Source organism: Bacteroides sp. AM07-18 (assembly GCF_003602695.1).
GTDB lineage: Bacteria > Bacteroidota > Bacteroidia > Bacteroidales > Bacteroidaceae > Bacteroides > Bacteroides uniformis.
The window spans coordinates 300,872-322,449 of record NZ_QTLM01000001.1; the positions used below are offsets into that span (position 1 = coordinate 300,872).

Annotated in this window: 21 protein-coding genes and 1 tRNA gene; 11 read left to right on the top strand and 11 right to left on the bottom strand. The window is 51.1% G+C overall.

Annotation, left to right across the window (positions count from 1 at the left end; translation table 11 throughout):
• Position 1: 1 nt before the first annotated feature.
• A complete protein-coding gene (locus tag DW096_RS01360) occupies positions 2 to 1,429 on the bottom strand; it encodes a TolC family protein (protein ID WP_117962423.1) in 1,428 nt (475 codons plus the stop codon).
• A 176-nt stretch (positions 1,430 to 1,605) separates the two neighbouring features.
• Between DW096_RS01360 and DW096_RS01365 the strand changes: the two genes are divergently transcribed.
• From DW096_RS01365 to DW096_RS01385, 5 genes are all read left to right on the top strand, one after another.
• Entirely contained in the window at positions 1,606 to 3,123 is a 1,518-nt protein-coding gene (locus tag DW096_RS01365; protein ID WP_182012120.1) for a cobyric acid synthase, read from the top strand.
• Positions 3,116 to 4,150 carry a threonine-phosphate decarboxylase gene (locus DW096_RS01370; RefSeq protein ID WP_117962426.1) on the top strand — a complete coding sequence of 345 codons (1,035 nt, stop codon included), beginning with the start codon at positions 3,116 to 3,118 and terminating at the stop codon, positions 4,148 to 4,150. The genes DW096_RS01365 and DW096_RS01370 overlap by 8 nt, the downstream gene beginning before the upstream one ends.
• Positions 4,151 to 4,153: 3 nt before the next feature.
• Positions 4,154 to 5,122: an adenosylcobinamide-phosphate synthase CbiB gene (gene cbiB, locus DW096_RS01375; RefSeq protein WP_120028646.1), complete on the top strand. Its 969-nt coding sequence runs from the start codon at positions 4,154 to 4,156 to the stop codon at positions 5,120 to 5,122.
• 108 nt (positions 5,123 to 5,230) lie between these two features.
• Positions 5,231 to 7,111 (top strand): HAMP domain-containing sensor histidine kinase, encoded by a 1,881-nt coding sequence (locus tag DW096_RS01380; RefSeq protein ID WP_118930801.1) that lies wholly within the window; start codon positions 5,231 to 5,233, stop codon positions 7,109 to 7,111.
• On the top strand, positions 7,108 to 9,069 hold the full coding sequence (locus DW096_RS01385) for a sensor histidine kinase KdpD (protein WP_118930800.1): 1,962 nt from the start codon (positions 7,108 to 7,110) through the stop codon (positions 9,067 to 9,069). The genes DW096_RS01380 and DW096_RS01385 overlap by 4 nt, the downstream gene beginning before the upstream one ends.
• On the opposite strand, the gene cobC is transcribed toward DW096_RS01385, so the two are convergent.
• Genes cobC through cobU form a run of 4 tightly spaced genes read right to left on the bottom strand, consistent with a single transcriptional unit; the run spans position 9,050 to position 11,940 of the window.
• Positions 9,050 to 9,589: an alpha-ribazole phosphatase gene (gene cobC, locus DW096_RS01390; protein WP_120028647.1), complete on the bottom strand. Its 540-nt coding sequence runs from the start codon at positions 9,587 to 9,589 to the stop codon at positions 9,050 to 9,052. The genes DW096_RS01385 and cobC overlap by 20 nt on opposite strands.
• A gap of 16 nt (positions 9,590 to 9,605) precedes the next feature.
• Positions 9,606 to 10,349: an adenosylcobinamide-GDP ribazoletransferase gene (gene cobS / locus DW096_RS01395; protein ID WP_008663483.1), complete on the bottom strand. Its 744-nt coding sequence runs from the start codon at positions 10,347 to 10,349 to the stop codon at positions 9,606 to 9,608.
• 1 nt (position 10,350) lies between these two features.
• Positions 10,351 to 11,388, bottom strand: coding sequence for a nicotinate-nucleotide--dimethylbenzimidazole phosphoribosyltransferase (gene cobT / locus DW096_RS01400; RefSeq protein ID WP_008663488.1), 1,038 nt, complete (start codon positions 11,386 to 11,388; stop codon positions 10,351 to 10,353).
• Positions 11,389 to 11,418: 30 nt separating this feature from the next.
• Complete coding sequence (gene cobU / locus DW096_RS01405; RefSeq protein ID WP_008663490.1) at positions 11,419 to 11,940, bottom strand: bifunctional adenosylcobinamide kinase/adenosylcobinamide-phosphate guanylyltransferase; 522 nt, start codon at positions 11,938 to 11,940, stop codon at positions 11,419 to 11,421.
• A gap of 141 nt (positions 11,941 to 12,081) precedes the next feature.
• Here cobU and DW096_RS01410 point away from each other — a divergent pair.
• Positions 12,082 to 12,154 (top strand) — tRNA-Gly (locus tag DW096_RS01410).
• Between the two features lie 115 nt (positions 12,155 to 12,269).
• Positions 12,270 to 13,763, top strand: a complete 1,494-nt coding sequence (gene proS, locus DW096_RS01415) for a proline--tRNA ligase (RefSeq protein ID WP_005829226.1) — start codon at positions 12,270 to 12,272, stop codon at positions 13,761 to 13,763.
• A gap of 168 nt (positions 13,764 to 13,931) precedes the next feature.
• Here proS and DW096_RS01420 read toward each other — a convergent pair whose 3' ends face one another.
• Entirely contained in the window at positions 13,932 to 14,267 is a 336-nt protein-coding gene (locus tag DW096_RS01420) for a type II toxin-antitoxin system RelE/ParE family toxin (RefSeq protein WP_005829225.1), read from the bottom strand.
• On the bottom strand, positions 14,258 to 14,491 hold the full coding sequence (locus DW096_RS01425) for a hypothetical protein (RefSeq protein ID WP_005829224.1): 234 nt from the start codon (positions 14,489 to 14,491) through the stop codon (positions 14,258 to 14,260). Before DW096_RS01425 ends, DW096_RS01420 begins: the two co-directional genes overlap by 10 nt.
• Positions 14,492 to 14,667: 176 nt before the next feature.
• Between DW096_RS01425 and DW096_RS01430 the strand changes: the two genes are divergently transcribed.
• On the top strand, positions 14,668 to 14,850 hold the full coding sequence (locus DW096_RS01430) for a hypothetical protein (protein WP_005829223.1): 183 nt from the start codon (positions 14,668 to 14,670) through the stop codon (positions 14,848 to 14,850).
• 229 nt (positions 14,851 to 15,079) lie between these two features.
• Positions 15,080 to 16,210, top strand: a complete 1,131-nt coding sequence (locus DW096_RS01435) for a glycosyltransferase family protein (protein ID WP_008663500.1) — start codon at positions 15,080 to 15,082, stop codon at positions 16,208 to 16,210.
• Here the strand turns inward: DW096_RS01435 and DW096_RS19250 are convergent.
• Both DW096_RS19250 and DW096_RS01440 read right to left on the bottom strand, forming a co-directional pair.
• A complete protein-coding gene (locus DW096_RS19250; protein WP_005829220.1) occupies positions 16,207 to 16,308 on the bottom strand; it encodes a smalltalk protein in 102 nt (33 codons plus the stop codon). The genes DW096_RS01435 and DW096_RS19250 overlap by 4 nt on opposite strands.
• A gap of 54 nt (positions 16,309 to 16,362) precedes the next feature.
• Positions 16,363 to 16,872 carry an HU family DNA-binding protein gene (locus DW096_RS01440; protein ID WP_005829218.1) on the bottom strand — a complete coding sequence of 170 codons (510 nt, stop codon included), beginning with the start codon at positions 16,870 to 16,872 and terminating at the stop codon, positions 16,363 to 16,365.
• 284 nt (positions 16,873 to 17,156) lie between these two features.
• Here DW096_RS01440 and DW096_RS01445 point away from each other — a divergent pair, with 284 nt between their 5' ends.
• The gene (locus DW096_RS01445) at positions 17,157 to 17,417 is read left to right on the top strand and encodes a DUF4248 domain-containing protein (protein WP_005829216.1); all 261 of its coding nucleotides are present in this window, start codon (positions 17,157 to 17,159) and stop codon (positions 17,415 to 17,417) included.
• Positions 17,418 to 17,546: 129 nt separating this feature from the next.
• Here DW096_RS01445 and DW096_RS01450 read toward each other — a convergent pair whose 3' ends face one another.
• Both DW096_RS01450 and DW096_RS01455 read right to left on the bottom strand, forming a co-directional pair.
• Positions 17,547 to 19,676, bottom strand: coding sequence for a VapE domain-containing protein (locus DW096_RS01450; RefSeq protein WP_118930799.1), 2,130 nt, complete (start codon positions 19,674 to 19,676; stop codon positions 17,547 to 17,549).
• Between the two features lie 122 nt (positions 19,677 to 19,798).
• A complete protein-coding gene (locus tag DW096_RS01455) occupies positions 19,799 to 20,122 on the bottom strand; it encodes a hypothetical protein (protein WP_005829213.1) in 324 nt (107 codons plus the stop codon).
• 761 nt (positions 20,123 to 20,883) lie between these two features.
• Here DW096_RS01455 and DW096_RS01465 point away from each other — a divergent pair.
• Positions 20,884 to 21,408, top strand: coding sequence for a UpxY family transcription antiterminator (locus tag DW096_RS01465; RefSeq protein ID WP_118930798.1), 525 nt, complete (start codon positions 20,884 to 20,886; stop codon positions 21,406 to 21,408).
• Positions 21,409 to 21,578: the final 170 nt, after the last annotated feature.

Below are 21,578 nucleotides of genomic sequence, written 5' to 3' on the forward strand. Positions count from 1 at the left end.
TTTAATAAGTTGTCTCGAAATATTTCTCGAACCGTTCCGGCGTTCCGCAGATAGCCAGCAGGTTCATCAGTGCCACATCATATTCGTAGTAGGCTGCCAGACGCGCCACGCGGACGGTTGCCAGCATCGTTTCCGCATCTACGACCTCGGTACTGGTTGCCATGCCTTCGGTAAAGGATTTCTTGCGGATTCGCACCAGCTCTTCGCTCAGTTCGATGGTGGTATTCAAGGCGCGTACGTTGTCTTGTGCCTTTTGCAGTTGGGTGTAGAGCTTGTCGATGCCTACGCTCAGGTCTTCTTTGGCTTTTTCTTGTCCCAGGGCAAGGGTCTGTTGGGCTATCTTCGACTGGCGGATGCGCTTCTCACGTGCCAGTCCGTCGAACAGGTTCCAGGTGAATCCCACGCCTACGATGGTGCGGGGGACGAGGTTGCTTTGTATGCCGTGGGCATAGAGGGTCTGCTTGCCGAATACGGCGATGTCCGGCAGGTAGCCGCTCTGGTCGATGCGGAGCTGCTGGCGGGCAATCTGTGACTGCAGTTGCAGTTGGTTCACGGTGTAGTTCTCCACCCGCATGGCTTGCAGGAACTCCTCTTTGGCGGGCAGTTGGTCGTTGATGAAAAGCTCCGAAGTAGGATGGATGCTGCATGTGTCTTGCAGGTTGAGCAGGGTGCGCAGGGCACTTTGCACGACGGAGGCCTCCTTCCGGGCAGCCTCCAGTGAACGGGCAGCTTCATCCATATTCACTTGGGCAAAGAGCCGGCCTGCCTTGTCTATCATGCCGGCAGCTTCCAGTTTAAGGGCATTCTGGTAATGGCGTTGCAGGCTGTTGTAGGTCTCCTGCCGCACGCGTACTACCTCTTGCGCAAGTTTCAGCCCGAAGTAGCTTTCTGCCAGCAGGGTGCGTTGCGTGGCATCGGTCTGTCCCCGGTTTTCGCGGGCGATGTCTATCATGGTGTTGCCTATCTTCGAGGCCCGGATGCGCTTGCCGCCGGAGAATACGACCCATTCGGCGGTCAGGCCGACGGAAGTCAGGTTGCGTGGAGCCAGTGGAAAAGCGAGGGTATGGGAGCCTATCTGGTCGAGTATGCTGCTGATGAATTGGTCGTCCGGCACGATGTTGTGCACAAAGTCTTTTGCCGGGTCGGTGAACTGGGAAAGGGGCTGTTTTACCTCTATCTTTTCGGAAAGATGCACGAACGTACCGGCACCTTGCAGGGAGGGGTACCAGAGGGCATTCAGTTTGTCACGTTCCGCACGGGCGGCTTCAATTCCCTTGTCAGCTATTTTCAGGCTGCGGTTGCCGTTTTGCATCTGCCTTAGGGCATCACCGAAGCTAAGGGGAAGGGAGGTTTGTGCAGCCACTTCACCGATGGCAAGCAGCACGCAGGCAGCAACCGGAAAAAATCTCCGGCATGATAGATTATTCATAAGTTCGTTCGGTTTAGGGGTTCTTGTTTCTCTAAACAAGAGGAGGTGGGAATTGTTCAGTAGTCATCTTTTTGAATAGAACGTTACAAATATACTAATAGTTTCCGAAGATATGGCTTATGAATGGGAGAGATATTCGGATTTGCACTATCTTTGCATTCGCTAAAATGGAATTTATGGAGAAACTTCATCCGATTATGTTTGCCGGGACGGGCAGTGATGTGGGAAAGAGCATCATTGCTGCCGCCTTCTGCCGCATCTTCAAGCAGGACGGCTATCAGCCCGCACCGTTCAAGGCACAGAATATGGCGCTCAATTCATTTGCCACTCCCGAAGGGCTGGAGATAGGCCGTGCCCAGGCTGTGCAAGCAGAAGCCGCCGGAGTGCTTTGCCACACGGACATGAATCCGCTACTGCTGAAACCACAGTCGGACCATACCTCGCAGGTTGTCCTTAACGGGCGTCCTATCGGCAACCGCAATGCTTATGAGTATTTCCGCAAGGAAGGACGCGACGAGCTGCGCCGGGAGGTTTGTGCTGCCTACGACCGCCTTGCCGCCCGCTATAATCCCGTCGTGCTGGAAGGCGCGGGAAGCATCTCCGAAATCAATCTGCGGGATACCGACCTTGTCAATCTGCCGATGGCCCTGCATGCCGGAGCCGATGTAATTCTTGTGGGCGACATTGACCGTGGCGGTGTGTTTGCCAGCGTCTACGGTTCGCTGATGTTGCTTCGTCCCCATGAGCGGGAGCGAATTAAAGGAATTCTTATCAACAAGTTCCGGGGGGATATACGTCTCTTCGAGTCGGGCATTACGATGCTGGAGGAGCTTTGCGGCATTCCCGTTGTCGGGGTGGTGCCTTACTACCGTGATATCTACATTGAAGAAGAAGACTCCGTGGCGCTTGCCGCAAAGTCTGTCCGTGCCGAGAAGGGAAAGGTGAACATCGCCGTCATTCTGCTGCGCCACCTCAGTAACTTCACCGATTTTAATGTCCTGGAACGTGACCCGCGCGTACATCTCTTCTATACCAACAATGTGGATGAGTTGGCAAAGGCCGACGTCATCCTGCTGCCCGGCTCCAAGAGCACACTTAATGACCTTTACGAATTGCGCCGTAACGGTGTGGCGGCTGCCATCATCCGTGCCCACCGTGAAGGTGCCACCGTGATGGGTATCTGCGGCGGCTATCAGATGATGGGGCAGGAGGTGCTCGACCTTGAGCATGTGGAGGGGGACATTGAACGCCTGCCCGGACTGGGACTGTTGCCCATCAGTACCCGCATGTCGGGAGAGAAGGTGACCCGTCAGGTGAAGTTCGGTCTGTGCAATCCCCATTCTCCATCTTCCACTCTCCATTCTCCATTCATGCAGGGCTATGAAATCCATATGGGAGTGACCACCCCTGTGGAAGGTACTCCCGATTCTCCCTTGAATCTTTTGGAGAACGGCTCTACCGACGGTTACTGCGTGGACTCCACCTGCATGGGGACCTATATTCATGGCATTCTCGACAATCCGGAATTCATAGATTTCCTGCTTGCGCCTTTTGCAGACAAACTGTCCGGGAATGCCGGCGCTTTCGATTACCATACATTCAAAGAAGAACAATACGATAGGCTTGCCGAGCACGTGCGTCGCCACGTTAACCTGCCGCTTATCTACCAAATATTGACAAAGAACCATGATTGAAGGACACGGAGACGATTCCTATAAATACAGCCGTCCCATTACGGCAAACTTCAGCTCGAACGTTTACAACAGGGTAGACCTCTCTGCCTTGAAGGCGCATCTGTGTGCCCGGATTGACGGCATCGGCAACTATCCCGAACCGGAGCCTTACACGCTTGAGGCCTGCCTTGCCCGCCGCCACCGTCTTCCTGCCGAGGCAGTGTGCGTGACGAACGGAGCTACCGAAGCCATTTATCTCACCGCACAGACTTTCCGCGGGACAAACACCGCCATTGTGCAGCCCACTTTCAGTGAATATGCCGATGCCTGCCGCATGCACGGCCATCGGGTCACTTCCCTCTATCGGCTTCCTGCGGAGAGCGAGGGGTATCGCTTGTCGGAAGAGGTGCGCATGCTGTGGCTGTGTAATCCCAACAACCCTACCGGAACGGTTGTGGAGAAGGAATATCTGGCAACACTTATTAGTCATAATCCGCAGGTATGTTTCGTCATCGACCAGTCTTACGAGTTTTTCACCTTGCGTCCGCTTTTCTCTGCTGCCGAGGCGGCAGAGTTTCCCAACGTCTTGCTGCTGCACTCCATGACCAAGCGTTATGCCGTTCCCGGTCTGCGACTGGGATATGTCACCGGCGCCCCCCACCTGCTGCACCGTCTGCGTACTAACCGTATGCCCTGGTCGGTCAACCAGCTTGCCATTGAGGCAGGGCTCCATCTGTTGGAACATGATGTTCCCAATCCGCTGGATGTGGCGTCTTACTTGCAAGAGGCTGCCCGCCTGCGCAGTGCGCTCGAGGCATTGGGAGGACTGGAGGTATGGGCCACCGAAACCCATTTCATGCTGGTGTGCCTCCGTATGGGCAAGGCTTCCGCCTTGAAAGACTATCTGGCCGGGGAGCATGGCATCTTGATTCGGGACGCCTCCAACTTTGACGGGCTGAATGAGCACTTCTTCCGCATAGCCGCCCAGAGCCGGGAGGAGAATGACAGGCTTGTAAAAGCAATAGGACAATGGCTTGAGGAGGAATAACCGATGGAAGAAGATGTACTTATACTTTTGGGTGTCGCCTTCAACTTGAACCTGCCGCTTCTCACTGCCTGGCTGCTCGACCATTGGCTGGGCGACCCGGCGTGGCTGCCCCATCCGGTTGTGGCTTTCGGCAAAGCCATTTCTTTCTGTGAGCACCGGTTGAACCGGGGCGATTCGTGTTTCCTGAAAGGTGCGTTTGTGGCGGTGTCTCTTGTCTTGGGGGTATATGTCATTACGCTTTTGTTGCTCCGCTTGGCGGCACTCTTTTCTCCGGGCATGCTTCTGACGGTGCAAATATTGCTGATATTCTATTGCTTGGCGGGCACTACGCTGGTTCGCGAGGTGCGTATGGTGTTCAAGGCGGTGGACCGTTCCTTGGAGGAAGGGAGGATGCAAGTGGCACGTATCGTAGGGCGTGATACGTCTGCACTCTCGGCGCAGGAGGTACGAACCGCGGCATTGGAGACTTTGGCAGAGAATTTGAGTGACGGGGTAGTTGCCCCCTTGTTCTGGTATCTGCTGTTGGGAGTTCCGGGCATGCTTGCCTATAAGATGGTGAACACGCTGGATTCCATGGTCGGCTACAAGAATGAACGCTATCGTCGGTTCGGCTGTTTTGCTGCCCGTTTGGATGATGTTGCCAATTATATTCCCGCCCGTCTGACAGCCTTTCTGATGGTACTGGTTTCCGGTCGCCTTTCCTTGTTTGCTTTTGTGGGCAGATATGGCAGCCAGCATGCCAGTCCCAATTCCGGTTATCCGGAAGCCGCCCTTGCCGGTATTTTGAATTGCCGTTTCGGGGGTCCGCACAACTATTTTGGCGAGGAGGTATGGAAACCTTATATCGGTTCTAATGAACGGCCTCTGAAGATAGAAGATATGCGTGTGGCTGTCCGCATCAACCGGCGTGTGGAGTGGTGGATGGTGGTTGCCGTAATAGTGACATCGACCTTGGCTTCCTTTTGTTTTTAAAATGTTGTTATTTTAACTGATTCTTTGTCCGTTCCAAAAAGATATAATATCTTTGCAAGACCGCGTTGCATTAAAAATGTAACTTTTAAAGCAGACAAAGTCTTATAAATGAGGATAAAGCAACTATATATATTCCTTTTCTTTATTTGGTTCGGGAGCACAATAATTGCATCGACAACAGATAAAGCGGATTCTTGGACTAAAGAAAAGGAAAGTATAGTCCATGAGGTCATCTCCACTTTTCACAACAGCCTCGGTTTCGACTATCTGACCCGGGAGGAGTGTGACTCGCTGAATGCCGACGGCCTTTTGTCCCAATTGGATGAATCCCAGCGCTATTACACCTATTTCGAACTGGAAAGAATACTTATAAAATCCTCCCTTTTCCGTGGAGAAATCCGTATGGCCATTGCCCAGAGCGACCAGATGTACTCCAAAGCCCGCGCGCTTGCCTACCCCTTCGGCAATGCCCTTGCGCTGAATGCCATGGGAGAGGTGTACAGCTATACCGGCAGGCTCCGGGAAGCCGGTGCCGCTTATGAAGAGTCCTTGAGACTGCTGGATGGGATGGACGGGGAGGATGTGCATATCCGTATGCTACTGGTGGAACTGATAGATTATAACCTGCGCATACGGAATGTAAACGGCGCCTCGCGTTATCTTGCACGTCTGAACCTCTATCCGGAAGACCGGCTTTCTCCGCTGGAGCTGGCCATGCGCCACATCTCCAATGCTTCCTGCCAATTATTCAAGGGTGACTTGAAAGCTGCCAGCCATTGTCTGGTACAGATAGGCCAGCTTGAAACGCAACTGATTCCGGAGATACGGCAATACCTTCTGATTATAGATGCCCGTTATCTGGTGGCCACCGGAGCGCATGAGGCAGCCTTGGCCGCCTACAATGATTTCCTTCAAACCGAATATGCCCGGATAAACCATAACATCTACAAGGAAGCTCTGCTCGAAAAGGCGGATTTACTGGTGAAGATGGGGAACAAGGAAGAAGCCTACGGACAGTACGGCAAGGTCTTTTCGTATATCAAGACTTCGTTCGAGAAGAACTATCCCAAGGAGATAGACCGGCTCTGTACCCGTTTCCAGGCCGACCAACTGGCCTACCAGAACGAACGCGACCGCATTGTATCCATGCGTTTCTATCTGGCAGGCATCATTGTGTCCGTACTGTTTCTGATATTCCTCCTGGTGCTGGGCTGGAAGAAGATATTCCGTTTGAAGCGTTCCCAGATACGGCAGGAGGCGATGAAGGAGAAAGCGGTGCAAGCCATACAACGGAAGAATATGTTTCTTTCGAACATGAGCCATGAGGTACGTACGCCGCTGAATGCCATTGTCGGATTCTCGGCGGTACTGACGGATGAGGACGAGTCGTTCGATGACGAATCGCGCCGGGAATTCTCCGAAATTATCAAGGTGAATTCCTTTCAGTTGCTGAAACTTATCAATGACATTCTGGATTTCTCGGATTTCGAGAATGACAATATAACCTTCAACATCCGCACGCATGATGCCGTGAAGTTGTGTAATGAGGTCGTGGAGACCGTGATGGCCTCGCGCAAGCTGGAGGTTGAAATGCGTTTTGACACGGATTTGTCCGTCCTGATGCTGGATACGGACGATGCGCGCCTCCGCCAAGTCTTGATAAACCTGCTGGTGAATGCCACCAAGTTTACGGAACAAGGCTCCATCGTGCTGGAACTGAAGATGGCTGATGCCGGTACGGCACTTTTCTCCGTGACGGATACCGGATGCGGCATTCCACCGGAGAAGCAGCACTTGATTTTTGAACGCTTTGAAAAGCTGAATGATTTTGTGCAGGGAAGCGGACTGGGCCTTTCCATCTGCCAACTGATTGTGAAATATATGAACGGCAAGCTGTGGGTGGACAGTGGGTACACCCGTGGCGCGCGTTTCTGTTTTACGCATCCTTTGAAGTATAATCCCGCATTACACGGAGGAACGGCGCAATGAAACGAATACTGATTCTCATCCATGTTTTGTTTTGCGGATATATCTGTCCGCTGCTGGCAGAAGACACGGGGGCTGTCCGGTATCAGGACAGCATCCTGAAGGTTGCCGATACCCTGCCGGCCACCCTTGTCCGGCTGACGTATCTCCGTGACATGGCCTACAAGCACCAGTATGCTCCCTATAACATGACTTTTTCCACCCGTCTGTACGAGGAGGCGCGGCGGCAGAAGAACGCTTTCTATGAGAATATGGGCGCTTACTATCTGGCGGCATGTTATGACAAGAAACACGACCCGGACAGTCTGTCGTATTGGGTGGATGTGCTGAAGGATTTTGTCCCTCAGGTAGGCACTTACGATTATTATCTGGAGCAGAAGGCTGCCATCAGCCGCGCCCTGGCTTCCAAGAGACAGATAGAGAAAGCGGTGTATGTGGCTAAGGAGACGTTGGAGGAATCAAAACTCCGCCATAGCAATAACGGGATGATAGCGGCGTATAACAGTCTGGGATGTGCCTACGGAGTGTCCAGCCGCCCGAATGAGGCACTGGACTCTTTCTTGGAGGCTTACCGGAATTTCTCTCCCCAGACAAAGGCCAGCCTGAAGGTGGATATACTGTCGCGTATTGCCCAGGTATACGGCAATGGCGGTAAAGACAGCCTGAAGCTGCCCTATTTGCATGAAATGGACACGACGTTGCAGACGGTTATTTCCAAAGAACCCGAGACACGGAAGAACTGGAGCAATTTCGAGATTGACTGCGAAGTGAAGTATATCCTGCACTACATGAACCGGAAGAACTTTACAGTGGCGCACGAGCATATCGAGAAAGTAAAGAAACTGCTTGAACCGCATGTAGATCCCGTCTTCTGGCTGAATGTCCAGTTGATACAGCTTCAATACTATGCCAAGACCGATGAGTATGACAAAAGCATCGCATTGATAGACGAGGTGACCCCTACGGTACTGAACAACTACGTCTCCACCTTTGCCACTTTGATAAACTACAAGGCGAGTACGCAATATGACAAGGGGGACATTGACGGGGCCATCGAGACCCGGCGCTACCTCATACGCAAGCAGGATTCGCTGAACAATGCCTTCTCGGCCAACCAGTTGAAGCAGGTGAAGGAGATTTACCACATTGACGAGCTGCTGTTGGAGAAGCAGAAGATTCAGGACATGAATTACCGTATAGGATTTATACTCCTGGGCGTCTGTCTGCTGCTGATGCTGCTTTTCTATCTGTATACGCGCTATGTCTCCGGAAAGATTGCTGTCGTAGAGAAGAAGACGGCTGAAGCCGCTTTGCAGGCAGAGACGGACAACATCGCGAAGGAACGTCTGAAATCGGAAATCAGCCATGATATACGTACTCCGCTGAATGTGGTGGTGGGCTTTGCCGAATTGCTGACCGGGAAGGAGGAGCTGGATAAGGAGACTAAGAGGGAATACGGGCAGATGATTCAGACCAATGCGGAAAGTCTGCTGAATTATGTCAACAGCATTCTGGAGTTGTCCCGCTTGGAGTCCGGCAAGATTCAGTATGAGGACGAGGAGTGTGACATTATTCAGTTGTGCAGTGAGGTGCTGGATAAAGTGAACGGTCGTGGGGAGAGCACTGTGTCTGTCAGCCTGCAGACCGATCTCAAGGAACAGTTTGCGAGGACGGACCGGAGGTGGTTCGATACATTGCTTGTCAGCCTGTTGACTCCGTCAGAGAATGACACTGCCCGTTATGAGGCGATTATCCGCATCAGACGCGACCGGAGTAAACCGCTCCTTTATTTCGACGTGGTCAACGCCCCGTTTGCAAAGGTGCATTTTGAGAATAAAACGAGCCTGATTCGCCATGAAATCAATGCCCATTTTATTCATTATTTTGGAGGTATCTACAAGGTACAAACCGAAGCGGAGGAAGGCCCTACTATTTCGTTCACTATTCCTTGTCGAGATTGATGCGGACGATGCCGCCGTAGGGCGTCAATGCGTCGAAGGCTTCTTCGGCTTTGAGGATTCCGGCATAGAGTTGTGCGCAGATTAATACGCCTCCGTGTGCGAAGATGGCAACGCGTGTATAGGGCTTCTTCTTTAATTCGTCCAGAAACTGGCTGACACGCCGGTATTGCATGGTAAAAGATTCTCCACCGGTAGCTGCCACGTTCATGTAGTCGACATACCATTCCTGCAGGCGTGGGTCCTCATTCTGCTCGAACGGCTTCATCTCCCAGTCGCCAAAATTGATTTCCATAATCCGTTTGTCCCGTTCTGCATCGGGATAGCCGCAATAGGTGGCGAGGCGCACGCAGCGGGTTAGGGGACTGGTGTAGACGTGGTCGAACGGAAGGTATGTCTTCAGGTTTTCTGCTGTTACGGCGGCTTCCGCTTCAAACGTAGGTTTCAGGGGAACATCGGTCTGTCCGTAGCATACGCCCGGAGGGACATCTACCGAAGTGTGTCGAATGAGTATTACTTCCATCTTTAATTTTCAGTTGTTAATTTATAATTAGAATAAGGCTTCCCAAGTAGAAGGACAGTTCGCATAGCAGGAAAGTGGCCCCGCAGCAGTCCCCCGTATATCCTTGTAGGCGCCGCTTCATCAATCGGTACAGCAGGAAGAAGGTGAGCAGTGGGAAGAGGGTGGCAATCCACAGCTTTATAGGCAGCAGCAGTACGAAAGGAAGCAGGCCGCAAAGAAATCCGGCCAGTAACTCGTGCCGGCTCATGCGGTTGTAGACGGTTTTGCTTTTGCTGTCTTCCTCTTTCCGGGCATAGGGCAGGTAGTTGACAATCTGGGAGGCACAGAACTTGGACCAGCAGTCACCGCTGAGCACAAGGATGCAGAGAAGTCCCAGTGGCAGGTGATGAAGTTGGAGCAACAGCAGGAAATAGCATATCAATCCGATGACACCGTAGCTTCCGATGTGGGAATCCTTCATGATGGCAAGAGTCCGTTCGCGGGTGGTGCCGCCGCCAAAGCCGTCAAGGAAGTCCGCCAGCCCGTCTTCGTGCAGGCAACCGGTGACAAGCAGGCGTGCGATGAGGGCAAGAATCCATGCCAATGACACCGGCATAATCTGTCCGGCAAGCCACAGCACTGCTGCCATCACGCCTCCCGTCAGCCAGCCTACAAGCGGCCAATAGGGAACCACATGCTTGAAACACTCTGCCGGCACTTCCTTGATTTTCCAGAAGGGCAGTCGGGTGAGCATTATGAATGCAGCCAAGACATTGTTCATGTTAAAAGTATTTAGTGATGGAGGCATGTGCAAAGTTATCCATTTCATTGAGCATCCGCACGGCCGAGTCGACAATGGGATATGCACAGATGGCCCCTGTTCCTTCTCCCAAACGCAGCCCCAGATTCAGCAGCGGACGGGCATGCAGGGCGTCGAGCACCAGTTTGTGGCCCGACTCGTCTCCGCAGTGTCCGAAGATGGCGTAATCCGTCACTTCCGGGTAGAGCCTGGCGGCGGCAAGCAGGCAGTTGGTCATGATGAATCCGTCAACAAGGATAATCATCCTCAGCTCGGCAGCTTGCAGCATGGCGCCTATGGCCATTACCATTTCCAGTCCGCCAAAGTAGCGGATGATGTCCCGGGGAGAGCCGTCGCCCTTGTAGTTCTCCATAGACTGCTTCAACACTTCGTATTTGTGGCGGATGCCCGCGCTGTCGAGTCCGCTGCCTGCGCCGACACATTGTTCCAGAGGAATACCGGTAAAGCAGGTCATCCACAAGGAGGATGAAGAGGTGTTTCCGATACCCATTTCACCGAAACTGAGGACATTGCTGCCTTCTTCATGGCATTGGTGCACCACCTCGGCACCCCGTTCCAGGCACATCTCCATTTCCTCCTCCGTCATGGCTGCCTCGTGCAGATAACTCCGGGTGCTTTTACGTACTTTCATATTGATGATGCCTTTCTTGTAGGGGAGGTCGTAGTCTACTCCTGCATCTACTATTTTCAGGGTAAAGCCGTGCTGCCGGCAGAGGAAGTTGACACCTGCCCCTCCATGAAGGAAGTTACTGATTTGCTGCCAGGTGATTTCCTTCGGAGAGAGACTGACACCTTCTTCTACAATGCCGTGGTCGGCGGCGAAGATAATGTTTTGCGGATGTTTCAAGGCGGGGGATAATGTCTGTTGTATGAGTCCGATTTGGAGTGCCAGTTCTTCTAAAATGCCCAATGAGCCTTTGGGTTTGGTCAGGTTGTTGATTTTGTCAATCAATGCAGGACGGATTGACTCGTCCGGGCGGGTGATATGAAATGTTTTCATCAGTCTGTTGAATTTTAGTTGTTTGTTGTTTTATGAATGAGTGTTTTTTACGGTAAGTGGGATGCCGGATACCATCAGTATCACTTCGTCGGCACGGGCGGCTACATATTGGTTCATCCAGCCTTGCATGTCCGTGAACTTTCGTTGCAGTTCGTTCTCGGAAGTTCCTCCCATACCTATTTCATTGGTTACAAAGATGAAGGTTGCGTCTTGTGCCGTGAAGCAGTCGAATTCCGCCTTGGCAGCGGCAAGTGCCCGGTCGGTATCTGAATGCAGGTCGAAGAAAAAGTTGGTACACCACAGGGTGATGCAGTCTATCAGGACGACCCGCCCCTCCAGCCGGTGGCGGCTGAGTTCTTTCTCCTCTTCGATGTTTGTCCATTCCGGCCCTCGGCGTTCCTGATGCCGGATTACCCTCTGGCGGAATTCTTCGTCCCAGATGCGTGCTGTGGCAAGATAAACGGGAGTGGGAGAGAGCTCGAGTGCCAGCTTTTCCGCATAGGTGCTTTTGCCGGAACGTGCTCCTCCGGTGATGAGTATGATTCGTTTCATTGGTATTTAGTCTGTATTTTGAAAGAATATCTTTGTTTTCCCGAGCAAAAATAAGAAATATTTGACGAAACGTTTGTTTTTTTAGGAAGTAATTTATTAACTTTGCCACCGTTTTTAAGGCATGACCTTGGAAATGTTTATGCGGCAGTAGCTCAGTTGGTAGAGCATCAGCTTCCCAAGCTGAGGGTCACGAGTTCGAGTCTCGCTTGCCGCTCCTCCATTTAGAGTTAGGCAGTTGCATCACAGCGGCTGCCTTTTTTTAAATATCAAGGAAAATGTTCGGGTCAAGCCATTTTAAACGTAGGAAAAACTTTAAAAAACGAAATAGAATGGCAGTAGAATTGAAAGACCTTACCAAACGTAGTGAGAACTATTCTCAGTGGTACAACGAGTTGGTGGTAAAAGCCGATTTGGCAGAACAATCGGCAGTACGCGGCTGTATGGTGATCAAGCCCTACGGATACGCTATCTGGGAGAAGATGCAACGTCAGTTGGACGATATGTTCAAGGAAACGGGACACGTCAACGCTTATTTCCCCTTGCTTATTCCGAAATCATTCCTCAGCCGTGAAGCGGAACATGTGGAAGGCTTTGCCAAAGAGTGTGCCGTCGTGACGCACTATCGTTTGAAGAACGATCCGAATGGCGGCGGTGTGGTGGTGGACCCTGCTGCAAAACTGGAAGAAGAGCTGATTATCCGCCCCACTTCCGAAACCATCATCTGGAACACCTACAAGAACTGGATTAATTCATACCGCGACCTGCCTATCTTGTGCAACCAGTGGGCAAACGTGTTCCGTTGGGAAATGCGTACCCGTCTGTTCCTCCGTACCGCCGAATTCCTCTGGCAGGAAGGACACACGGCACATGCCACTCGCGAGGAAGCCGAAGAAGAAGCGGTAAAGATGCTGAATGTATATGCCGAGTTTGCCGAAAAATACATGGCGGTGCCCGTGGTAAAGGGCGTGAAGTCTGCCAACGAGCGTTTTGCCGGTGCCCTCAACACCTACACCATCGAAGCGATGATGCAGGACGGAAAGGCTTTGCAGAGCGGTACTTCCCACTTCTTGGGACAGAACTTCGCCAAGGCGTTCGATGTACAGTTCGTCAATAAGGAGAACAAGCTGGAGTATGTTTGGGCTACCTCCTGGGGTGTTTCCACCCGTCTGATGGGAGCGCTTATCATGACGCATTCCGATGACAACGGTCTGGTACTTCCTCCGCACCTGGCTCCGATACAAGTAGTCATCGTACCTATCTACAAGAATGCGGAGATGCTGGCTAAGATTGACGAGAAAGTGGCAGGCATTGTTGCCAAGCTGAAATCGATGGGCATTTCCGTGAAGTACGACAATGCCGACAACAAACGTCCGGGCTTCAAGTTTGCCGACTATGAGGTGAAGGGTGTTCCCGTTCGTCTGGTGATGGGTGGCCGCGACCTGGAGAACAATACAATGGAAATCATGCGTCGCGATACACTGGAGAAGGAGACGCGTTCCTGCGAGGGTATCGAAGAGTACGTGAAGGATTTGCTCGAGGACATTCAGGCAAATGTCTACAAGAAAGCGCTCGATTACCGTAACAGCCGCATCACCAGCGTGGACAGCTACGAGGAATTCAAGGAAAAGATTGAAGAAGGCGGCTTCATTCTGGCTCATTGGGACGGGACTACCGAAACCGAAGAGAAAATCAAGGAAGAGACCAAAGCAACCATCCGTTGTATTCCTTTCGATTCATTTGTTCCGGGTGACAAGGAACCGGGCAAGTGTATGGTTACCGGCAAGCCTTCTGCCTGCCGCGTGATTTTCGCACGTTCCTATTAATAATACCCACCCCGGATTACGCGGATTAACACAGATGATTTTAGGAGTTCTGATAATCAGAAACTTTTATCTGCGTTAATCCGCGTAATCCGGGGTGATTGTATATCTTGATACGTCCTCTCGGTTTTAAATTTATAGAGTTATCTCTCATCATGAATTGATGAACAGCTATTTATATTGCTTCAGAAATTCTGAGATTGTTTTACGTACAGTTTCCGGAGATTGTTTTGAATGAAGCATTGCTGCAATGACAATCCTATTCTCATCAATCAAATAATATATCACGTTAGGGGAAAGTTTTAAATGACGGACAGTAATGTTGTTAAATAGAGTAGAAAAATTACTGTCTATAATTCCTATATACGGATGTTTTGCTAAAAGATTTACTTTGTCTTGTATCTTTTGACGTGTTTTCTGTGCCGTCAACATGCCAAAATTATTCTCTACATAAATAAGTATCTCTAAAAAGTGCTCATAAGCCAACTTAGACCAGACTATTTCCATCCCATGCGTTCATTTATCATACTCTCTATTTGGGAGTTTGATATACAGTGTCCTGCTTTATTCTCTTCTAAGGCAAATAGAAGGGCTTCAGCCAAAGCATCTCGGGGAATACTGTTGATAAAGTCGTCCATCGGTATGGCTGATTGATGATAAGTTGCCATCATCGGTTCTTGTGCCGTTTGTTTGGAAGAGTCCTGCTCTTTATATGGTTTAATTTTACCCATTGCTTTTATTTTTAATCAAAGGTAAACTGAATAAATGAAAACTCCTAATATTCAATCCATTTATTTTCCACTGCATCAAAGCCAACCAATCTACATACTATTGTAACCTCCTTCACATCTCCTCGTAACAACTTTCCCTCATTTTTGCAGCGTAAAAAAAGAAAGGAGGCCCGAATATGAAACTGAACAGAAATGACTATACCGTAGAGGCGGCAGCCGGCGGTGGTTTTTACGCTTATTTTATGAATAATGTGTTGTGCAGCGCCTACGGTGAAACGCCTGACGAAGCCTGCGAAAACCTGGAACAGATTGTTGACGATTTTGTCAGTGATATGTATATGGTCGAGGAATTTGTCTGATATTCCGGCATCATATGCCGACCGAATTATCCTTTTTACGTATTTATTCCATAAATTCTCTTGAAGTCATGTCTGCGCGATGCCGGTGTGACTTTTGTCATTTATAACCGAATTGTCACATTCTTCACATTCTGCCGTAACACGGAGGTGCGATATTTGCATCAACTAAATGCAACGTCATGTGCTGCATGTGTTTCAACATTAATTTGTAAATCATCAAGTCGTCCCAATGAAAGTCCTTTTTATCGTTCAAGGAGAAGGCCGCGGGCATCTGACCCAAGCCATAACAATGGAAGAGCTGCTGCGCCGCAACGGTCACGAGGTAGTGGAAGTGTTGGTGGGCAAAAGCAATTCGCGCTGTCTGCCCGGTTTCTTCAACCGCAGCATCCAAGCTCCGGTGAAACGTTTTCTCAGTCCCAATTTCCTGCCTACGCCTGCCAACAAGCGGGCAAGTCTTGCGCGTAGTGTGGCCTATAATCTCACCCGTTTGCCCGTCTATCTGAAAAGCATGCACTATATACACCGCCGCATCGAGGAGAGTGGTGCCGAACTGGTCATCAACTTCTACGAACTGCTCACGGGGATGACCTATCTCTTCTTCCGTCCTTCCGTTCCTCAAATAAGCGTCGGGCACCAGTACCTGTTCCTGCACCGCGATTTCGAGTTTCCCGGTAAGAACGGCTTCCATCTGTGGCTGCTCCGCCTTTTCACCCGCCTCACGTGCATAGGTGCCCGCGAAAAGCTCGCCCTTTCCTTCCGCGAGATGGAGGATGACGAAGAAGCGTATGTCCGCGTGGTTCCGCCATTGCTGCGGAGGGAGGTGCTGTCGTGCGAAGGTACGGAAGGGGATTATCTCCACGGATACATGGTAAACTCCGGTTTTGGCGAGAATATCCTCCACTGGCACAGTGCCCATCCGGAAATACCCCTCCACTTCTTCTGGGACAAGCAGGACGAAGCCGAGGTGTGCCGTGTGGACGATACCTTGAGTTTCCATCAGCTCGATGACGTCAAGTTCCTGCGCTACATGGCAGGCTGCAAGGCCTATGCCACCACTGCCGGCTTCGAGTCGGTCTGCGAGGCGATGTATCTGGGCAAGCCTTTGCTGATGGTTCCGGCGCATATCGAGCAGGACTGTAACGCCTACGATGCATTCCGTAGCGGTGCCGGTGTCATCTCCGAGGAGTTCGATTTGGAACGTCTGCTGGACTTCTCGGAGCATTTCCGTCCGAACATGGCTTTCCGCTATTGGGTGCGTAGCTGCGACTGGCGTATCCTGCGCTGTATAGAGAGGGAAGAAAAAGAGGAAACCTTTTTCGGGGTTTCCTCTTCCTGCCGTCCTTTCTTTCCGGCGACTTAAATGCTCACGTTCATCGCATTGGCTCCCAATGCCCCTAAGATGGCGGAGGCTACTGCAATTACGACTTTCAGAATTTTATCCCAGATACTTTTTTTCATGCTATATACGTTTTAAAAGTTGAACATACGAATCGGTAGTAAAATCAGTCATACTTATCCCAACGGATTTTCGCCCTGGTCTCCGTCCGAACCGCCTCCGTCTCCCGAGCCGGAACCGCCGCCGGAGCTTCCTCCTTCACCGTCTCCCTTGTTCACCAATGCCTCCAGGTCGTAGAAGTCAATCTTCTGCCCGGCACGCGTGGCGGCGATGTCCGGTCTTACGGTGCTGGAAGGCCGGAAATTGATTTTCACCGCTTTGATGTTCTTGGCGGTGCACTCCTTTACATCCAGTACGCCTGCCGTACGCGCCGACAGGCTGAATACGCCGAAGTTCTTGATATTCACCGACTGGCCGCTGTAGAGGGTCGTAATCATGGCCTCCACAAAATTGGTCAATACACTCTGGATGTCTCCCAGCGTCAGCGAACTCTTCTCTTTCATCACATACGCAATGTCGTCCAGCGTCGCATTGTCGCCCAGTGTCACCAGCTGCGGGTAGAACTTTGCCACCGCATCTGCCTTTCGAGGATCTTTCCTCGCAATTTTCTTGAATGGTACTCCCATAAACAATTAAATAATTAAAAATTAACAATTAACAATTAGAAATTAAAGTCCCGTATTGCAATACTCTTCTCTTTCTCCTTTAGGGGGGGGAAGAGGGGTGCTGCAAAAGTACTTCTCCGGCTTTTTCTGCTCATGGCTTTCTTCGGGTTACGCCGTCTCCTTCCCGTTTCCTTTCTGTTCAGGAAAAGTTCTTCGTCCGATGCCCGTTTATGTCTGTATATGCTTGGCCATATCACTGATATTCAGTATCTTTATGGTGTAATAATCAACCAATAACATAAAGAATGAAAACAGAAAAAGAAAAGAGGGAAGAGGAGGAGGAAGACCTTCGTCCGTTCCGCATCCACGCCTATTCGAAGGAGGAGCTTGCCATGCTCTACAACCCGACTTACTGCATCAGCAATGCCATCTATACCCTGGCGGCATGGATACGCCACAACAAGGCGCTGAAGGGTGAGCTGGAGAAGGTGGGCTACAACAAATACCGGCGCACCTTCACTCCGCTGGAAGTGAAAGTGCTGGTGAAGTATCTGGGAGAACCCTGACAGGATGCCGGCCGGAAATAGGGAAACCTTGTAAAGAAAACGCCAATATATGTAAAGCCCCGTAACAATATATGTTGTCATGCACAACAATATATGTTACGGGGCTTCTCTCTTCTCCTCGAATGCCGGTTACTGATATAGCTGGATGTCCACTACCTCATATTCGGTCGTCTCCTGCTCGTTGGTCCGTGTACCGAATCCGTACTTTTCCAGTGCCTGCACCAGTACCAGCTGGGTGTGCGGGTTCACCTGCACCTTTCCGAATATGCTGAGCTTGGTCAGTATGACGCTGGCAGGGAGCCACTTTGTCTGCAGGTCTTCGGGCAGCGGTTTGCGGAAGAAGACGAAGAGGTTCTCCTCCACGGGGTCTTTCATGCGGTGCCGTTCGTTGTGCTTGTTCAACTGTTCTATCTCCTCGCCCTCGTACCAGTATCTGAAACCGCCTTTCAGCAAGGCGAGGGCCTGGGCGTAGATGCCGGGATGGTTCACCGGGGTGTGGTAGTCTATGCCGGTGATGGTGATGGGGAGGAAACGCCGGTTTCCGCCGATGTCCTGCAGGCACTGCCGGTTGTTGGTGCTCGCGATGAAGGAGCAGTGGCGGGGCAGGGTGAAGGCTTCGATGTCGTAGGCCTTGCGCTGCGTCACGTTGTCCTGCGCGATGATTCGCTTCAATGCTGCCAGCTCGCCGGGCTTCACGCCTTCGAACTCCTCCATGTTGATGATGATTCGCGTGGCGAGCAGGCGGGCATCGTCCTTGTTGCTCGGGTCTATTATGCCGTTGTAGAAGTACTCTTTCCACTCGGGCGGCAGCAGGCGCCGAATCCAGCTGCTCTTTCCCTTTCCCTGCTCGCTGTAGAGGATGATGACGAGCTGGTTCATGTCCTCGTCGCTCAGTGCGCAGGCCACCAGGCCCACTATCCACCGTTTGAAGCCCTTCTGCCATAGCTCCCGGTTCTCGGTCGTCAGGGTGTCGGCCAGCCGGGCGATGTAGTCCGTCCCGTCCCAGGGGGGAAGCGCGTACAGATAGTCGGTGTAGGGATTGAACTCCTTGGCGTAGTTGGAGTCTATCACGGCTCTGAGGAAATTCTGGTAGCAGGAGATGCCGGCCATCTGCAGGTCTACGAACATGGTGTTGTAGTCCTTTCCGCGCATGGGGCGGTAACCTTTTCCGGCATCTGCCGACGGGGTGTAGGGCATGAATTCGAGGCGGTCCAGGATGAGGTTCCTGCGGATGCCGTAGTGCTCTTCCAGAAAGCTCATCACTTGGTTGATGACGGGCTTTTTCTCTTCCTTCTTTGTGGCGGCTTCGCTGGTTTTGTCGGTATAGATGTAGGCATTGTGCAGGGGAGATTCCACGTCGGGATACTCTTGCCCGAACTCGTTTTTCGCCAGTCTGATGGCTGTCTGCTCGTCCAGTCCCTTGCTGTAGCATTTGTTGCCCAGGGCGAAGAGGAAGTTGTCGCGGTTGCCCGCCCGGAACCTGGTGGTGCGCTTCACGGCAGTCACGGCTTGGGAAAATATCAGCTTCTCCCAAGGCTTTGCGTCCTGCGGCGTGGCGGCAACGGAGGCGGGGAGGGGGTGTACCGTTTCGACGGGCGTCTTCTTTGGGCTGTTCTCCTTCTTCGCAGGTGGGATGATGCGTGCCGGCAACGGGGAAATCTGTTCCAGCAGTGCGGCATTGATATAGGCATGCGGGTCGAAGGACATGAAGTATCCCCGCGAGATGTCCTTTCCGCTTCCGTCCACCTCTACTCCGAGAAGGGCCTCGTAGTGCTCTTTGGCGGCGCTGTACAGCTTCAGGTGTATCTCCTCGAGCGTGGCGTAGGTCACCTCGCCCTGCCGGAGACGGTCATACAGACGCCGGGCGTATTCCGTCTGCATGAAGACGAACAGCTTGTAGCCGTGCCTTTTGGGGGAGAGGAAACTGCCCAGGGTGTGCGGGTCTTCGTTGATGAGGGTCCGGGTCTGCTCCAACTGTCTCTCTTCCAGGTCGTCGATGTCGAGCGTGATGACGGGGTTGTAGCGGGTGATGCTCGGTGCGAGCCTTCTTTCCCGGTAGTTGGCCGTGAGGGTCCTGAAGGGAAGCTGCTTCTTGACGTGGTTGGCTTCCTCCACCTTTCCCTGCGCCACGAGGCTGGCGATTTTGATGATTAACTTGGCATGCTTGCCGTTTCTTATGTCAGCCATGTCCTGCGTGAAGGTTGTCTCCCCGCTGACGGCGCTGAAACCACGGTAGGTGGTCACTGGAATGTTTTCCATTCGATTTGTATTAAGTTTGCCTTATTGGCGGCGCAAAGATGCCGTTTATTTCCTTAGGAAGCAAAAACGGCCATCCGCAGTGGGACAGCCGTTTTTTTACAATTTGAATTCCTTGGTCCGTTTTACTCCTTGGGATATAGCTCATTGAAGAGCTTATATATCTCATCCTCAATGCAATCGGGGTTCAGCGTATTGCCGCTTCCGTCCGCGTCCATAAAGTTTACAAGCAGATGCAGCAGCTTGGCGAAGGGGCTTACACCCTTCAGTCCGTGTTCCTTTTGGGGATTTATCAGCAGCGGGATGAAGGGTGTCAGGAAAGCCTTCCGCTCCTTGTATTCCACGGTTAACGACTTGTGTTCTACCATAGAAAGCAGGTCGATGGCCACTTGCACCTCTTTGCTCTCTTTGGTGTACAGCACTTGGTAATCTCTCCCTTTGATTTGCATCACGCTAATTGGCGTTTTTTTGTTCTCATAATTACAATTTGAAAATCTAATTTTATATTAAGTTAACGAATCGGGTGCAAAATTAATAAAAAAGAGAAGTCTGTGCACTATGTATTACACGGATTGGCACGGATTTTTGTAGTTTCTGTGCGTATCACTTTTGTGTATGTCCGTGCGTATCATCCTTTTGTTTCCGTGAGTATCCGTCACTCAGAACGTAGCGAAGAATTTTTCTCTGTGCTCCTCTGTGCCAATCTGTGTAATCTGTGGTGCCCCTCTCCGTGAACAAGTGAAGCGTGTGTGTAGTCTGTATGTATAGGGTGAGGTACCGGAACCTATGGTTATATATGTAACACACCCTTTCTTTAAAAAGATAAGAAATGACGCGCGTGCGCGTGTATCTTACCTAATAGGCGTAATTCTTTGATATATAGTGTGATGATGTCTGCATTAAAAAAGATTATCATTTTATCAATCAGAATATTTTGTACTTTCATTTCTTGACGTTACCTTTGCGTTCATTAAACGGAACGTGTTATAAAACATTTCTTTCATCATAAACGTTTCGTTGATAACGGCTTATCGCAAGATAGCTTGAATATAACTATTTCGTCGCCTTCCTTCCGAGATGGTGGAGGGTTTTGAAATAAAATGAATGCATATAGCCTATTTAAAGTAACCGCATTACATTACTTGACCGGGAGGTACTTCGCTACTCCGGTGTCCCCCAATCATATTTTTTCGTGAACGAGAATGCAGAAATGCACTGGTATGCAGTGCGTGTCACCTATAGCCGAGAGCTTTTTTTCAAGGATTACCTGGATGCAGAGGGCATTGAAAACTATATTCCCATGCGCTATGAGTATGTCGTGAGGAAAGAGCGCCGCCTGCGCAAGCTTGTTCCTGCGGTCCATAACCTGGTCTTCGTCCGCTCCACCCGCGAGCGTATGGATGAAATAAAGAACGAACCGGGCATGAACATCCCCATCCGCTATATCATGGACCGCGAAACCCGCCAGCCCATCGTCATCCCGGACTCACAGATGCGCAGCTTCATCGCCGTGTCGGGCACCTACGACCAGGCCGTGCTCTATCTTGAACCCACCGAACTGAACCTCTCCCAAGGAACCCGAGTACGTATCACCGGCGGCATCTTCGAAGGAGTGGAAGGGGTGTTTGTGCGTGTGCGCCATGACAGGAGGGTGGTGGTGAACATCGAGGGGGTGATGGCGGTGGCGACGACGTTTGTGCATGCGTCGTTGGTGGAGGAGATAGGAGAGGTATGACGGGGGAAGGTATATTTTCTTATGAAAATATTTTAACATATAGAAATCATGTCAAAATGATTCTCGACAACATCCTTTGGCGATAAGTCAATGTTTAAATTCAAAAAATATTTTTTATCAAATTCATTTTGGGGCACTATTTAGTATCTTGATTAAGGGGTATACTCTGA

Excerpts from the sequence above, each read along its gene's own strand:
- DW096_RS01360 (WP_117962423.1), bottom strand. The coding sequence starts at position 1,429 with ATGAATAATCTATCATGCCGGAGATTTTTTCCGGTTGCTGCCTGCGTG.
- DW096_RS01365 (WP_182012120.1), top strand. The coding sequence starts at position 1,606 with ATGGAGAAACTTCATCCGATTATGTTTGCCGGGACGGGCAGTGATGTG.
- DW096_RS01370 (WP_117962426.1), top strand. The coding sequence starts at position 3,116 with ATGATTGAAGGACACGGAGACGATTCCTATAAATACAGCCGTCCCATT.
- cbiB (WP_120028646.1), top strand. The coding sequence starts at position 4,154 with ATGGAAGAAGATGTACTTATACTTTTGGGTGTCGCCTTCAACTTGAAC.
- DW096_RS01380 (WP_118930801.1), top strand. The coding sequence starts at position 5,231 with ATGAGGATAAAGCAACTATATATATTCCTTTTCTTTATTTGGTTCGGG.
- DW096_RS01385 (WP_118930800.1), top strand. The coding sequence starts at position 7,108 with ATGAAACGAATACTGATTCTCATCCATGTTTTGTTTTGCGGATATATC.
- cobC (WP_120028647.1), bottom strand. The coding sequence starts at position 9,589 with ATGGAAGTAATACTCATTCGACACACTTCGGTAGATGTCCCTCCGGGC.
- cobS (WP_008663483.1), bottom strand. The coding sequence starts at position 10,349 with ATGAACAATGTCTTGGCTGCATTCATAATGCTCACCCGACTGCCCTTC.
- cobT (WP_008663488.1), bottom strand. The coding sequence starts at position 11,388 with ATGAAAACATTTCATATCACCCGCCCGGACGAGTCAATCCGTCCTGCA.
- cobU (WP_008663490.1), bottom strand. The coding sequence starts at position 11,940 with ATGAAACGAATCATACTCATCACCGGAGGAGCACGTTCCGGCAAAAGC.
- proS (WP_005829226.1), top strand. The coding sequence starts at position 12,270 with ATGGCAGTAGAATTGAAAGACCTTACCAAACGTAGTGAGAACTATTCT.
- DW096_RS01420 (WP_005829225.1), bottom strand. The coding sequence starts at position 14,267 with ATGGAAATAGTCTGGTCTAAGTTGGCTTATGAGCACTTTTTAGAGATA.
- DW096_RS01425 (WP_005829224.1), bottom strand. The coding sequence starts at position 14,491 with ATGGGTAAAATTAAACCATATAAAGAGCAGGACTCTTCCAAACAAACG.
- DW096_RS01430 (WP_005829223.1), top strand. The coding sequence starts at position 14,668 with ATGAAACTGAACAGAAATGACTATACCGTAGAGGCGGCAGCCGGCGGT.
- DW096_RS01435 (WP_008663500.1), top strand. The coding sequence starts at position 15,080 with ATGAAAGTCCTTTTTATCGTTCAAGGAGAAGGCCGCGGGCATCTGACC.
- DW096_RS19250 (WP_005829220.1), bottom strand. The coding sequence starts at position 16,308 with ATGAAAAAAAGTATCTGGGATAAAATTCTGAAAGTCGTAATTGCAGTA.
- DW096_RS01440 (WP_005829218.1), bottom strand. The coding sequence starts at position 16,872 with ATGGGAGTACCATTCAAGAAAATTGCGAGGAAAGATCCTCGAAAGGCA.
- DW096_RS01445 (WP_005829216.1), top strand. The coding sequence starts at position 17,157 with ATGAAAACAGAAAAAGAAAAGAGGGAAGAGGAGGAGGAAGACCTTCGT.
- DW096_RS01450 (WP_118930799.1), bottom strand. The coding sequence starts at position 19,676 with ATGGAAAACATTCCAGTGACCACCTACCGTGGTTTCAGCGCCGTCAGC.
- DW096_RS01455 (WP_005829213.1), bottom strand. The coding sequence starts at position 20,122 with ATGCAAATCAAAGGGAGAGATTACCAAGTGCTGTACACCAAAGAGAGC.
- DW096_RS01465 (WP_118930798.1), top strand. The coding sequence starts at position 20,884 with ATGCACTGGTATGCAGTGCGTGTCACCTATAGCCGAGAGCTTTTTTTC.